12 protein-coding genes are annotated in these 12926 nt (G+C 63.8%); 5 read left to right on the top strand and 7 right to left on the bottom strand.

The genetic code is table 11. From position 1 onward, the window contains the following. Window positions 1-133: 133 nt before the first annotated feature. Both cysQ and nudE read right to left on the bottom strand, forming a co-directional pair. On the bottom strand, window positions 134-961 hold the full coding sequence (gene cysQ, locus DNK59_RS06085; protein WP_110722716.1) for a 3'(2'),5'-bisphosphate nucleotidase CysQ: 828 nt from the start codon (window positions 959-961) through the stop codon (window positions 134-136). Between the two features lie 11 nt (window positions 962-972). Continuing rightward, entirely contained in the window at window positions 973-1539 is a 567-nt protein-coding gene (gene nudE, locus DNK59_RS06080; RefSeq protein ID WP_060837055.1) for an ADP compounds hydrolase NudE, read from the bottom strand. A 65-nt stretch (window positions 1540-1604) separates the two neighbouring features. Between nudE and yrfG the strand changes: the two genes are divergently transcribed. Then, the gene (gene yrfG, locus DNK59_RS06075) at window positions 1605-2267 is read left to right on the top strand and encodes a GMP/IMP nucleotidase (RefSeq protein ID WP_092318652.1); all 663 of its coding nucleotides are present in this window, start codon (window positions 1605-1607) and stop codon (window positions 2265-2267) included. A 72-nt stretch (window positions 2268-2339) separates the two neighbouring features. Here yrfG and lysM read toward each other — a convergent pair whose 3' ends face one another. Continuing rightward, window positions 2340-2780 (bottom strand): peptidoglycan-binding protein LysM, encoded by a 441-nt coding sequence (gene lysM / locus DNK59_RS06070; RefSeq protein WP_092318650.1) that lies wholly within the window; start codon window positions 2778-2780, stop codon window positions 2340-2342. A 136-nt stretch (window positions 2781-2916) separates the two neighbouring features. Here lysM and DNK59_RS06065 point away from each other — a divergent pair, with 136 nt between their 5' ends. The 3 genes from DNK59_RS06065 (at window position 2917) to DNK59_RS06055 (ending at window position 7186) form a co-directional block, all read left to right on the top strand. Next, on the top strand, window positions 2917-3804 hold the full coding sequence (locus tag DNK59_RS06065) for a LysR family transcriptional regulator (RefSeq protein ID WP_110722600.1): 888 nt from the start codon (window positions 2917-2919) through the stop codon (window positions 3802-3804). A gap of 269 nt (window positions 3805-4073) precedes the next feature. Beyond that, complete coding sequence (locus tag DNK59_RS06060; protein WP_110722599.1) at window positions 4074-6422, top strand: FdhF/YdeP family oxidoreductase; 2349 nt, start codon at window positions 4074-4076, stop codon at window positions 6420-6422. Window positions 6423-6712: 290 nt separating this feature from the next. Continuing rightward, the gene (locus DNK59_RS06055) at window positions 6713-7186 is read left to right on the top strand and encodes a YMGG-like glycine zipper-containing protein (protein ID WP_060837050.1); all 474 of its coding nucleotides are present in this window, start codon (window positions 6713-6715) and stop codon (window positions 7184-7186) included. A gap of 22 nt (window positions 7187-7208) precedes the next feature. Here DNK59_RS06055 and DNK59_RS06050 read toward each other — a convergent pair whose 3' ends face one another. The 4 genes from DNK59_RS06050 to DNK59_RS06035 form a co-directional block, all read right to left on the bottom strand. Continuing rightward, a complete protein-coding gene (locus DNK59_RS06050) occupies window positions 7209-7643 on the bottom strand; it encodes a thioesterase family protein (RefSeq protein WP_110722598.1) in 435 nt (144 codons plus the stop codon). Between the two features lie 104 nt (window positions 7644-7747). Continuing rightward, complete coding sequence (locus DNK59_RS06045; protein ID WP_110722597.1) at window positions 7748-9682, bottom strand: ATP-dependent DNA helicase RecQ; 1935 nt, start codon at window positions 9680-9682, stop codon at window positions 7748-7750. Between the two features lie 167 nt (window positions 9683-9849). Next, window positions 9850-10980 (bottom strand): polysaccharide deacetylase family protein, encoded by a 1131-nt coding sequence (locus DNK59_RS06040; RefSeq protein WP_110722596.1) that lies wholly within the window; start codon window positions 10978-10980, stop codon window positions 9850-9852. A gap of 67 nt (window positions 10981-11047) precedes the next feature. Beyond that, window positions 11048-12220: a tetratricopeptide repeat protein gene (locus tag DNK59_RS06035; RefSeq protein WP_110722595.1), complete on the bottom strand. Its 1173-nt coding sequence runs from the start codon at window positions 12218-12220 to the stop codon at window positions 11048-11050. 231 nt (window positions 12221-12451) lie between these two features. Here DNK59_RS06035 and DNK59_RS06030 point away from each other — a divergent pair, with 231 nt between their 5' ends. Further along, entirely contained in the window at window positions 12452-12805 is a 354-nt protein-coding gene (locus DNK59_RS06030) for a DUF1493 family protein (protein WP_110722594.1), read from the top strand. Window positions 12806-12926: the final 121 nt, after the last annotated feature.

The following is a 12926-nucleotide window of genomic DNA, read 5'->3' as shown; positions in this document are numbered from 1 at the left end:
GGAACCAGCGCAAATCTGTAGGAGCTGGCTTGCCAGCGAAGAGGCCAGAAACCCTTGCACAGGGCTCAAGGGTCCCTTCGCCGGCAAGCCGGCTCCTACACAAGAGGTTGCAGAGGCAATCGCCACAGGGCGATCAGGCGCGTGCCAGTTCCAACAGTTTGCCGCGCCATGCAGCCTTGGCCGGTAGTGCGAGAAAAAAGCCGTTGAGCAACGACTCCCGAGGTGGATAGCAGAACGGCGCACCGGACAGGTCCAGCACTTCACCACCTGCCCCTTCGAGCACGCCCTGGGCCGCAGCGGTGTCCCATTGGGAAGTCGGTGCCAGACGCGGATAACAATCGGCCGCGCCTTCGGCCAGCAGGCAGAATTTCAGCGAGCTGCCGATATTGGCCAATTGCAACTCACCCAGGGCCGCGCTCAAGCCACCCAGCAGACGCTCCTGCTCCGGACTCGAATGGCGCCGGCTGGCCACCACGGTAAAGGCCTCGCCAACAGCCGGCTGCTCACGCACCCGGATCGCTTGCGGCGCCTGCCCCGGATCCACGCGCCAGGCGCCCAGGCCAGCGCCACCCAGATAGCAACGGCCATTGGTGGGCATCGACACCACGCCAAACACCACCCGTCCCTGTTCGATCAGGGCAATGTTGACGGTGAACTCTTCACTGCCGGAGATGAACTCCTTGGTGCCGTCCAGCGGATCCACCAACCACCAGCGCTGCCAGCCGGCGCGGATGTCCTGGGGGATGTCGGCGTCTTCCTCGGAGAGCACCGGGATGCTGGGATCCAGGGCCCTGAGTCCAGCGACGATCAAGTGGTGGGCGGCGAGGTCGGCGGCGGTCACCGGCGACTCGTCGGCCTTGTGGTTGACCGCCACTTCGGTGCGCCAGAACGGCACGATCGCCTCGCCAGCGCGCAAGGCCAGCTCAGCCACCGGGGCCAATAAAGGATGGGGGAAATTCATCGAGGTCATGCTCATGCTGGAAAGGCTCCGCGCTGGCTCAGCAGGTCGCGGGTCAGGTACAGCGCGGCCAGGGCTCGGCCTTCGCTGAACTGAGGATTTTGCGCCAGGCTGGCCAGCTCGCGCAGGTTGATCTTGTCGACCCGCATCGGTTCCGGCTCATCGCCCTCCAGGCGCTCTTCATACAAATCGGTGGCCAATACCACCTGGATCTTCTGGCTCATGTAGCCCGGGGACAACGACAGCTCGGTCAGATGCTCCAGTTGCCGCGCGCCAAACCCGGCTTCTTCCTTGAGTTCACGCTCGGCCGCCGCCAGCACATCTTCCCCCGGCTCGATCAGGCCCTTGGGCAGGGACAACTCGTAGGCGTCGGTGCCGCCGCAATATTCCTCCACCAGCACCGCATGCTCGGCATCGAGCATGGCCACGATCATCACCGCGCCATAACCCGCCCCCTTGCCCACCAGGCGCTCATAGGTGCGCTCCACGCCATTGGAAAACCGCAACTGCACCTCTTCGACACAGAACAGACGACTGGTGGCGACGATCTCGCGGGCGAGTACAGTGGGTTTCTGGCGCATAGCGGGCTCCTTGGCGATAGCGGGTTACTATACAGGCTGTTTTCTTACCGCTGGAGAAGTGTTCAATGGCCCTGCTGCCCTGGCGCGATATCGATACCGTCCTGCTGGACATGGACGGCACCCTGCTGGATCTGCACTACGACAACCACTTCTGGATGGAACATTTGCCCCAGCGCTACGCCGAATTGCATGGGGTCAGCCGGGCCATGGCCGAGCTTGAGCTGCAACCGCTGTTCGAACGCAATGCCGGGCAGCTGCAGTGGTACTGCCTGGACTTCTGGAGTGCCGAACTGAAGCTCCCGGTACGCGAGCTGAAGCTGGAAACGGCCCACCTGATTGCCCTGCGCCCGGACGCCGACACCTTTCTCGCCGCCATCAGGAACGCTGGCAAGCGGGTGATCCTGATCACTAACGCTCATCGCGATTCCTTGTCCCTGAAACTGGAGCGGGTCGAGCTGGCACCTTACTTCGAGCGCCTGATCAGCTCCCACGACTACGGGTTCCCCAAGGAAAATCCACAGTTCTGGGACGCGTTGCGGGCCGATATCCAGTTCGATCCGGCCCGCAGCCTGTTCATCGACGACACCTTGCCGATCCTGCGCAGTGCGCGGGATTTCGGTGTGGCGCAGTTGCTGGCGGTCAGCCGACCGGACAGTCGCAAAGGACCAAAGGACACTGCGGAGTTCGCGGCCCTGGAAGATTACCGGGCGTTGCTCGAAGGGCTGTGAGGCCCTTCACGGTCAAGCCCGTTCCCACACCATCCCGTAGGAGCGGGCTTGCCCGCGAAAGAACAGCCTCGATCATTCAGGGATACGCAGCACCTGGCCTGGATAGATCTTGTCCGGGTGGGACAGCAGCGGCTTGTTGGCCTCGAAGATCTTGTGGTACTTGCTGGCATCGCCGTATTGCACCTTGGCGATGGCGCTCAGGGTGTCGCCCTTCTTCACGGTGACGAACACCGCGGACACCACCACTGGACCGGTCACCGTGATCTGGTCCTCGACACTGCCGACGCCGGCAATGTTGCCCAGGGCCAGGAGGATTTTTTCCTTCTCTTCCTGGCTCGCCACTTCACCGCTGACGATCACCTTGTCGCCTTCCACCGTGGCATGGACGTTGGGATTGCCCAGGCCGACCTTTTCGATGTGCTCCTTGAGTTGCTCGCTGGCATTGGCGTTACCCGGGGTCAACAGGTCGATCAGTTTCTCTCCGGCTTCCTTCACAAAGCTGAAAATGCTCATGTCGCACACTCCTTGGTTGATAGATCCAGACGCGAAAGACTAGACCAGCACGACCGGGTGAGGTTCCCGGGCGACCAGTGACCCGGGGGCGCAGCGGCGCGGTAGAATCCCGGCCTTTTGCCGCTCAGGAGCGAAGATGGACCTCAAGCAGCTGAAATTCCTCATCGCCCTCGACGAAACCCGCCACTTCGGCCAGGCCGCCGCGCGCTGCCACATCACCCAGCCGCCCCTGTCCATGCGCCTGCGCAGCCTGGAGGAAGAACTCGACCTGCCTCTGGTCAACCGTGGCCAGCGTTTCGAAGGCTTCACCGCGCCCGGTGAACGGGTCCTGGCCTGGGCCCGCACGGTCATGGCCGCCCATGACGGGTTGCTCGCCGAGGCCGCCGCCTGCCGCGGCAACCTGGTGGGCACTCTGCGGATGGGCGTCGTGCCGCTGTCGAGCTTCAATCCGCAGCCATTGCTGCAGCGCCTGCACGCCGAACACCCGAACCTGCGCTTCGAACTGTCGTCATTGAGTTCGGAGCAGATCCTCGAACAACTGGCGAGCAACCGCCTGGACCTGGGGGTTTCCTATCTGGAGCGCCTGGACGGCGAGCACTTCGACTCGCTGCCCCTGGAGCCCACCTACATGGGTCTGCTCTACGACCAGCGACACTTCAGCTTCGGCGAGCAACCTCTGAGCTGGGAGGCGCTGATCGAACTGCCCCTGGGCCTGCTCACCAGCGGCATGCACTTTCGCCAGTCCATCGACCACAATTTCCACATTCGCGGCCTGCAACCACAACCGGTGTTGCAGACCGACGCCGTCCACCAACTGGTGCAGATGGTCCATGGCGGCCTGTGCTGCGCGGTGATGCCGTTGGACAGCAGCCTGGAAACCCTCACCGAACACCTGCGCCTGCACCCCATCGAAGACGCCCAGACCCTGGCCCGACTGGGCCTGATCATGCGCCGCAGCGCGCCACGCTCGGCCCTGGCGCAAGCCTGCTTTGCCCTCTACCAGCAGTCCTTCAGCCGTTGTTGATCGACGCCATCTATCAATGGATCGGCACTAGCAATTAGACGCGACAGATTGCCGCGCTTAGTCTTGTGAGCCGTTACGCGACTGGTCGCCCAGCCTCGGCGAAACGGGCACCCGCCCCGCTGCCAGCCAGCCCCACAACACCCTTCGAACGCGAGTACGCCACCGCGCTTGCCTGGCCATGGGCTGGCCGCGCCAACAGCGTCTCAACCTTGTCCACCTGCCGCCTGAGAGTGCGCTGCGGGTCCACAGCCCGCGATGGAGAGTCGCCCGTGAGTACACACAACCAAGCCGATCAGAAACCCGTGGCCCGCTACAAGCCCTACAAGGGACCGGCCGGTGGCTGGGGTGCCCTGATCAGCGTGGCCCAGGCCTGGCTGACCAGCGACAACGCGCTGAAGAACATCCGCATGATGCTCAAGACCAACCAGAACGGCGGCTTCGACTGCCCGGGCTGCGCCTGGGGCGACTCGCCGGAAAGCGGCATGGTCAAGTTCTGCGAGAACGGCGCCAAGGCGGTGAACTGGGAAGCCACCAAGCGCCGGGTGGATGCGGCCTTCTTCGCCAAGCACAGCGTCACCTCGCTGCTGGAGCAGAGCGACTACTGGCTGGAGTACCAGGGCCGGCTGACCGAGCCGATGCGCTACGACGCCGAAACCGACCGCTACCAGCCCATCAGTTGGGACAACGCCTTCAGCCTGATCGCCAAACACCTGCACAACCTGCCCAGCCCGGACATGGCCGAGTTCTATACCTCGGGCCGAGCCAGCAACGAAGCGGCCTACCTGTACCAGCTGTTCGTGCGCGCCTACGGCACCAACAACTTTCCCGACTGCTCGAACATGTGCCACGAGGCCAGCGGCGTGGCCCTGGCGCAGAGCGTCGGAGTCGGCAAGGGCACGGTGACCTTCGATGATTTCGAACACGCGGATGCGATTTTCGTCTGGGGCCAGAACCCCGGCACCAATCACCCGCGGATGCTTGAACCTCTGCGCGAAGCAGTGAAGCGCGGCGCCCAGGTGGTCTGCATCAACCCGCTCAAGGAGCGTGGCCTGGAACGCTTCCAGCACCCGCAAAGCCCGATCGAAATGCTCACCAACGGCAACCGCCCGACCAACACCGCCTACTTCCGCCCGGCCCTGGGCGGCGACATGGCGCTGCTGCGGGGCATGGCCAAGTTCCTCCTGCAGTGGGAACGCGACGCACAGAAAGCCGGCGCAGCATCGGTATTCGATCACGACTTCCTCAACGCCCACACCGCTCACGTGCTGGATTACCTGGGCACGATCGATGACACCCCGTGGGAGCAGATCGTCGAGCAGTCCGGCCTGACCCTGGTGGAGATCGAGCAAGCGGCGCGCATGTACGCCAAGGGCAAGAACGTGATCATGTGCTGGGCCATGGGCATTACCCAGCATCGCCACTCGGTGCCGACCATCCAGGAAATCGCCAACCTGATGCTGCTGCGCGGCAACGTCGGCAAGCCTGGCGCCGGCCTGTGCCCGGTACGCGGCCACAGCAACGTGCAAGGCGACCGCACCATGGGCATCAACGAACGCCCGCCGGTGGCCTTCCTCGATGCCCTGGAACGGCGCTTCCAGTTCAAAGTGCCGCGCGACAACGGCCACAACGTGGTCGAGGCAATCCACGCCATGCTCGAAGGCCGCTCCAAGGTATTCATCGGCCTGGGCGGCAACTTCGCCCAAGCCACCCCGGACAGCCCGCGGACCTTCCAGGCCCTGAGCAATTGCGACCTCACCGTGCAGATCAGCACCAAGCTCAACCGCAGCCACCTGGCCCACGGCAAGGACGCACTGATCCTGCCGTGCCTGGGTCGCACCGACATCGACCTGCAGGCCGGCGGCCCGCAAGCGGTGACCGTGGAAGACTCCTTCAGCATGGTCCACGCCTCCAATGGCCAGTTGCAGCCGCTGTCGGTGCAGATGCGCTCCGAGCCGTGGATCATTGCCGGTATCGCCGCCGCGACCCTGGGCAGCCAGCCGGTGGACTGGAGCTGGCTGGCGGCGGATTACGGGCGCATTCGCGACCTGATCGCCGACACCATTCCCGGCTTCAAGGACTTCAATGAACGGCTCAAGCACCCGGGCGGTTTCTACCTGGGCAACAGCGCCGGTTCGCGCCAGTGGAACACCCCTTCGGGCCGGGCCAACTTCCGCGCCAACCTGCTGCCCAAGGACCTGATCCACGAACGCACCCGGGCCACCGGCCAGTTGCCGGACCTGATCCTGCAATCGATGCGCTCCCACGACCAGTACAACACCACCATCTACGGCCTCGATGACCGCTACCGCGGGGTCAAGGGCCAGCGCGACGTCCTGTTTGCCAACGAGGCGGACATCATCCGCCTGGGCTTCAAGCCGGGGCAGAAAGCCGACATCGTTTCCCTGTGGGATGACGGCCGCGAGCGTCGGGTCAAGGGCTTCACCCTGCTGGCCTTCGACATTCCGGCCGGCCAGGCCGCGGCCTACTACCCGGAAGTGAACCCGCTGGTACCGTTGGAAAGCACCGGTGACGGCAGCCACACCCCGACCTCGAAGTTCATCGCCATCCGCCTGGAGGCGGCCAGCGACAACGGCCTGATCATGGCGCGTTCGGCCTGACGCCTGGTTTGAGGGTCTCTTCGCTGGCAAGCCAGCTCCTACGGCTAGGGTAGGAGCCGGCTTGCCGGCGAACGCCTCCCCACGGGGCTGAATCGCAGGCACAAAAAAGGCCGCCTTTGTATAAAAGCGGCCTCTGCGAAGTAGCTAAAGACCCGTAAAAACCACTTAAGTTCCGCTATAAAAACAACAAGTTATGAGATTTTGCGGCAGTCGTGCTACTCGTCGGATTTCGTTTGTAAGCATCGCGGTACAGCCTCAGGATCGCGCCGTCATCCCTTTGAGGTTCCCCCATGAAGTTCTCCTCGATTCTCTTGTTGTCCCTTGGCCTGGTCAGCGGCGTCGCCTCTGCCGGTGGCACCGTTGAAGCAGGTGTGGGCGGCGCATTGGGCGGGGTTCTAGGTTCGGTGGTCGGTCAGCAGATCGGCGGCAATACCGGTTCGGCCATTGGTGCGGCCCTGGGCGGTGCCGGCGGTAGCGCAGTGGGTGCGGACAAACGCAGCCGTGGCCAGGCAGCCATTGGCGGTGCCCTGGGCGCAGCCGGCGGCAACGTGGTCGGCCGCAGCATGGGCGGCAACTCCGGCAGCCTGATCGGTGCCGCGGCAGGCGGTGGCGCCGGCGGCGCACTGGGCAACTACATGGGCAACGAAAGCGCCCGGGAAGATCGCGACTATCGTGGCCGCGACGACCGCCGCTACTACCGCGACGGCCACCGTGGCCGTGGCCATGCCTACGGGCATCGCAAACACCATCACTATCGCGACTGATCGGTCGTGACAGCTATCGGGATCAAACCAGCTGCAGACGCTCCAGAGCCGCGCGCAACGCGGGCGGAATCGGCACCGGCTGGTTCGATCCCCGATCCACGAACACATGGACGAAACGTCCCGCCGCACAGGCGTCGGCCTCTCCCGCCTTGAACACCGCCAGTTCGTATTGCACCGAACTGTTGCCCAGCTTGCCGACCCGCAGGCCGATCTCGATTCGTTCGGGGAAGGCGATCGACGCAAAGTAGTCGCAGGCCGAGCTGACCACGAATCCCACCACCTCGCCCCCATGAATATCCAGGCCGCCCTGTTCGATCAGGTAGGTATTCACCGCCGTGTCGAAAAAGCTGTAGTAGGTGACGTTGTTCACATGGCCATAGACGTCGTTGTCGTGCCAGCGGGTGATGATCGGCTGGAAATGGCGATAGTCGCCGCGTTGCGGCATAGGCTCGGACATCGGGGCTCTCTCCCTTGGATGGCTGATCGGCTGATCGCCCGGCATTTCACCGCAGACGCCCAAGCCTTCGCAAACCCTTTTGCATCGATAGCGCCGGTGGCTTGTCAGGCAGCCAGATGGGCCTCGCACCACTCACGCACCGCGGCGTAAGGGTAATCCTCCAACGCCGCGAAACCGGGAATACTGCGGGCCTTGAGCCGGGTGAACAAGGGCACGCTGATGCCGCAGAGAAAGCGCGTCAGCCGCTCCGCTCCCGGCACGTCGCCGGTGTGCTGCTGGTGCCTGTGAATAAAATCGCCGCACAGCCCGTCGAAGTGTTTATCCACAAGCGCGGGCAACGCGGGAGGTTCCGGCAATCGCGCCACCTGGCCATGACAGACCGAGCAATGCCCACAACGCCGGGGCGCCTGCGCGTCACCAAAATACTGCGCCAGGCGATGCCCCAGGCACTGCTCGGTGGCGAACAGGTCGAGCATGGCGTGAATCCGCGCAATCTCGCCGCCCTCGTGCCGGGTGAAATAGGCGTGCAAGTCCGTGCTCAAGGCCCCGGCGTCGAAGTCGGTTTGCAGCAGGCTGTAGACCTCGGTCATCTGTTTGCTTTCCAGCTCCACCCAGCCCTTTTCCTGGAAATAATCCAAGGCCTTGACCACCCGGGTGCGCGGTGCCTGGTACTGCTCGTAGAGCGCGTCGAAATTCACCGTGGCCCAGGTCCGGGCCCGGCTGGAGGTGTTGATGATGGCTTCGACAAAGTCCCGGCGCTCGCCTTCGAAACGCGCCAGCAGGGCCTGCGGTTGCTCAACGAACTTGAAACGGTATTCGGCGAAATAGGCGTAGCGCGGAGCGATCAGGCCGCGCAGTTCCAACTGCACCAGCAGGGTCTTGAGCGGCAACTGGCGAATGTTGCTCTGATCCGCCAGGGGCCCAAGCAGGAACTCCCACTGCCCCTCCGGCGCCGACGCTTGCAACTCATCCAGCACGCAGCGGATGCCGCTCAGTTCCGGGGTGTCGCCGTAGACGAAATTCTCCAGCACGTTGAGGCTGTCGCGGTTGGCCAGCACCAGGCAGTCCGAAGGCTGGCCGTCGCGCCCGGCGCGGCCGATTTCCTGGCTGTAGTTTTCGATGGACTTGGGCAAGTCGAAATGCACCACGTTACGGATGTCGCTTTTGTCGATGCCCATGCCGAAGGCGATTGTCGCGACGATGCAGTTACTGCGCCCTTCCATGAAGCGGCGCTGGATCGACTCGCGCTGCTCGTGGGGCAAACCGGCATGGTAGGCCTCGGCGGCGATGCCCTGGCGGCTCAAATGCTCGGCGATCTGCTCGGCGGTCTTTTGCAGGGTCACATAGACAATGCTCGGCTGCCCGGCCCGCTCACCCATCCACTGCACCAGGCGCTGGCGCTTGTCAGCGCCGCGCACCGGCTCCACCAGCAGGTTGAGATTGGGCCGGTAGAAGCCGGTGGTCACCACATCCTGCGGGGCAATGGCGAACTTGGCCTGCATGTCGGCGATCACCTTGGGCGTGGCCGTGGCGGTCAACAGCAGGGTTTGCGGAATATTGAACTGGCGCTGGTAGTCCGGCAGCTTCAGGTAGTCGGGACGGAAGTTGTGGCCCCACTCGGAAATGCAGTGGGCCTCGTCCACCACCAGCAGGGAGATGGGCACCTGCTGCAGAAAGTTGCGAAAGCGCTCGTTCTTCAGGCGCTCCACCGAGATCATCAGGATCTTCAGCTCACCGCTGCGGGCCCGGGCCATGACGTCATTGGCTTCATCGCGGCCCTGGGCCGAATCGATGCTGGCGGCGGCAATGCCGTGACGCTGGAGAAAGGCCAGCTGATCCTGCATCAGCGCCAGCAGCGGCGAAACCACCAGGGTCAGGTGCGGCAGCAGCAGGGCCGGCAATTGGTAGCACAGGGACTTGCCGGAGCCGGTGGGAAAGATCGCCGCCGCCGAGCGTCCGGCCAGTACCGCACTGACCGCGGCTTCCTGGCCTGGACGAAACTGTGGATAACCGAAGACCTGTTCGAGGGTGCTGTGCATAAGGGTCACTCCTTTGACCGCCGACCTGTGTTGAAGACTAGCGGCACAGGTCGGCGGGTCGAGAAAAGGTCGCGCAAAAACGGATACCGGATGATACCGGGTGATAGCGCTTTGCCTCGCAAGTCCGCCCCTGGGAGCCGGCGGGCCGGCGAAGCAAGTGGCAAAACCTAACGCAGGTTCCGACAGTCCAGCCATTGCACGCCATTGTGCCGATTGGCCTCAAGCAGTGCCGGCACCGCCCGGGCGGCCTTGGCGTGGGTGTCATGAAACAGAATGATGCCGCGGCGCCAGAGCAGCATCAGGGTCTGCACCCGCTGGACGGCGGCCGTGGCACTGACCTTCTTGCTCCAGTCCTGGGAGTCGATGTTCCACAGCATCACCTGTAGCCCCTGAGCCTTAAAGAACCCGGCACTGTCGCTGCGGCGCTGGCCGTAGGGCGGGCGAAACAAGGGCTGGTACTGGTCCGCCAGCGTGCGATTGGCCAGGTTGGCGCTGTGGATCACCGAGCTCTGCCAATCACGCCACGAGGAATGGGATTTGTGCTCCCAGCCATGTATGCCCACGCACTGGCCGTCATACAGCTCACGCATCTGCAAGGCCGAGGACTGGCTCAGGCGTGCCTGGAAAGAGTCCCCCAGCACAAAGAACAGGCTGTGCAGATCCTGGGCACGCAACACATCGATCAATGAATCGGTACGTCCACCGCGCGCAGTCGGGCCGTCATCGAACGTCAGCATGAACTGCCGGTCCGCCAGCTCGTCCCCCAACTGCTCCGCCGGATCCATACGCTGGATCTCGCTGCTGACCGTGGGAAACAGCGCCGCCAAACGCAACTGCTCGTTCAGGTACTGCTGGTGAAACACAGCGCTGGCCTCGGCCCAGCGCTCATAGCTGACCTTGCTGCCGGCGGTGAAGCTGGCCACCAACTGGCGCAGCTCCCCCAGGTTGCGCACCGGCAGGCAGAACGGCATGCCCTCGCAGCCCTGGCTGGCCAGGCGATAGTTGTTCAGCAACAGTTCCCAGAAGCGCTGGCGCACCTGATTCACCGACTTCAGGTCCAGCTGCCTGACGCCCAGGCGCTGCTTCAAGGCCGGCTCGTCCAAGGCTTCACTGTCCAGCAACGCCTTGCCGAACATCAGAATCTCGCCCCGTGAAGCGCTGTCAAAATCCTCTGGGCGGGTCAGGGAATTGGGCCAGCCACTGCGGTCGATGGTGGCGAACATCTGCGGCCCGGCCGCCTGTGCCACACCGCCGGACAGGCACAGCGCCAGCAACCAGGGGAAAACACGAAATCGCATATCAACCTCCATAAATGCACAACGCGCCACTGCCGGCGCGTTGTGGAGATAACTTCTGCCTGTGTGATCAGCGGTTTTGCAGCCGCTCTATGGCCTTGTCGTACACCGGGTTGGCCTTCTGCTCCCGGGCTTTTTGGTAGTGCTCAAGCGCCGTGGCCAACTGCCCGGCGTCCTCGTAGATGCGCGCCATGTCGTAGTAGGCACTGGCGCGAATGGTCGATGCGGCCGGGCCGCTGGCCAGGGCGATGGCCTTGCGATCCGCGGCGATGGCCTCGTCTGGGCGACTGTTCTTGCGATTGGCCAGGGCCAGGTTGCTGTAGGCCTGGGCAAAGCTTGGCTCGAGCTCGATGGCTTCGCTGTAGAAGATCCGTGCCCCGCCGAAATCGCCCTTGCGGTAAGACTCCTCACCTTTGAGGTTGAGGCTCTTGGCATCCACCGGCCCGAAGTCCTTGGCCACCACTTCATCGATGGACTTGGCATTTTCCAGCAGCGGGTCGAGCGCGCTCATGACCGATTCCGGCTCCTCGCTGCCTTGCAGCAGCCGGTCGATATCCTGCAAACGGCCATCGGCGGTCAGGCGAAACACCACCCACAGATTGCCCTTGCGGTTCTGCGGCACCCGGTAGCTGCGGATCAGCGCAGCGCCTTTATAGACGAAGACCCGCGCCTGGCTGCGGCCCAGGGACAACGCTTCGTAGCTGGTGCTGTTGGTGAAGTCGTGCACGGCAAAGACGTAGGCGTCGCCCGGCACACGCTGGTCGATGGTGATGGTTTCCGGCCGGCTGCTGTCGCTGCTGTCCGAATCCAGGCGAGCTCCGGGGCCCTTGCCGGTGGCGAAGTACAACAACTTGTGGGGATAACTCAGGTGGGCATCGAGGTCTTGCCCCGGCGCGCTCCAGCTCAGCACTATGCGCAGGCTTTCCGGGTTGTCCAGCAGCGGACTCAGGGCGTAGTTGAGCCCCTGGCAAGGACACTTGACCCGCAGGTCGGCGTAACCGGCCTTACGGATCAGCAGCTCACTGGCCGGCGAATCGGCCACCTGGGTCGTCAGGCTTACCCGGCCCTGGGCATCGGTGCTGCCTGCAACCTGAGTCGCGCCCTGTTGCAGCTGCACCTGGGCATCGGCCAGCGGCGCGCCCTTGGCCACCGCGTCCAGCACCTGAATCGACACGGCCTGGGCCTGTACCGAAACCGACAGCATCCCTAGCCACAACAGCGCCGCGAGGCGAAAAAAAGCCATAACAAAATCCCTGTAGATAAGGGTGACCGGGCCTCTATCCCGGCCCACCAGCCAGCGGCGAACCATACACAGTTTTGCCCGCCAATGCTCGGTCCAACCTGGGAAACCGCGGGCAAAAAGGCGCCAGAGCCGTCGAGCAATGAACGGCTTGCCCAGCCGCCCGCTGGTTGCAAAGCTGCCGCAGAATCGCCGTACACTGCGCCTTCTCAAACACCGCAAGCGAACCCGATCATGCAACTGGCCCCCGGTTTTCCCGACGACGCCGTCATGCGTCAACTGATGCAACTGCTGCATGAGGAAATCGGCCTGCCCGAGCGCAAGACCCTGCGCCTGAGCACCGCCATCAACCTCGACCTGGGCTGCGACGGCGCCGAAGCCCGGCATTTGCTGCTGGCCCTGGAAGAGCAGTTCGGCATCGATTTTGTCGACTTCGACAGCTACCGCTACTTCCAGCCCGAAGGCTTCGACCCGTTCCAGAAACGCCGAGCCAAGGGCCGTGGCGACAAGGTGCCGCTGACCATCGGCATGCTGTACCAGGCGATCAGGCAACAGCGCTGGGACACCCAGGCGCTGGAAGCGCTCTAAGCCCGGCAGGGGTCAATCCACCCTCGAACAACATCCGCAGCGGCGACCTGCCCAGCCTTGGAGCACACTGGCGCATCGGACATTAAGTGCTAATATTCTGGCAGTTAACGCTGAAAAACTC

Source organism: Pseudomonas sp. TKO26, from assembly GCF_003225665.1.
Taxonomy (GTDB): Bacteria; Pseudomonadota; Gammaproteobacteria; order Pseudomonadales; family Pseudomonadaceae; genus Aquipseudomonas; species Aquipseudomonas saponiphila.
Note: the sequence above shows the minus strand (reverse complement) of the source record. Positions and strands in the feature narration are given on the sequence as shown.

Bases quoted from the DNA above. Each gene is read 5' to 3' on its own strand.
- cysQ (WP_110722716.1), bottom strand. From the start codon at position 961: ATGAATTTCCCCCATCCTTTATTGGCCCCGGTGGCTGAGCTGGCCTTG.
- nudE (WP_060837055.1), bottom strand. From the start codon at position 1,539: ATGCGCCAGAAACCCACTGTACTCGCCCGCGAGATCGTCGCCACCAGT.
- yrfG (WP_092318652.1), top strand. From the start codon at position 1,605: ATGGCCCTGCTGCCCTGGCGCGATATCGATACCGTCCTGCTGGACATG.
- lysM (WP_092318650.1), bottom strand. From the start codon at position 2,780: ATGAGCATTTTCAGCTTTGTGAAGGAAGCCGGAGAGAAACTGATCGAC.
- DNK59_RS06065 (WP_110722600.1), top strand. From the start codon at position 2,917: ATGGACCTCAAGCAGCTGAAATTCCTCATCGCCCTCGACGAAACCCGC.
- DNK59_RS06055 (WP_060837050.1), top strand. From the start codon at position 6,713: ATGAAGTTCTCCTCGATTCTCTTGTTGTCCCTTGGCCTGGTCAGCGGC.
- DNK59_RS06050 (WP_110722598.1), bottom strand. From the start codon at position 7,643: ATGTCCGAGCCTATGCCGCAACGCGGCGACTATCGCCATTTCCAGCCG.
- DNK59_RS06045 (WP_110722597.1), bottom strand. From the start codon at position 9,682: ATGCACAGCACCCTCGAACAGGTCTTCGGTTATCCACAGTTTCGTCCA.
- DNK59_RS06040 (WP_110722596.1), bottom strand. From the start codon at position 10,980: ATGCGATTTCGTGTTTTCCCCTGGTTGCTGGCGCTGTGCCTGTCCGGC.
- DNK59_RS06035 (WP_110722595.1), bottom strand. From the start codon at position 12,220: ATGGCTTTTTTTCGCCTCGCGGCGCTGTTGTGGCTAGGGATGCTGTCG.
- DNK59_RS06030 (WP_110722594.1), top strand. From the start codon at position 12,452: ATGCAACTGGCCCCCGGTTTTCCCGACGACGCCGTCATGCGTCAACTG.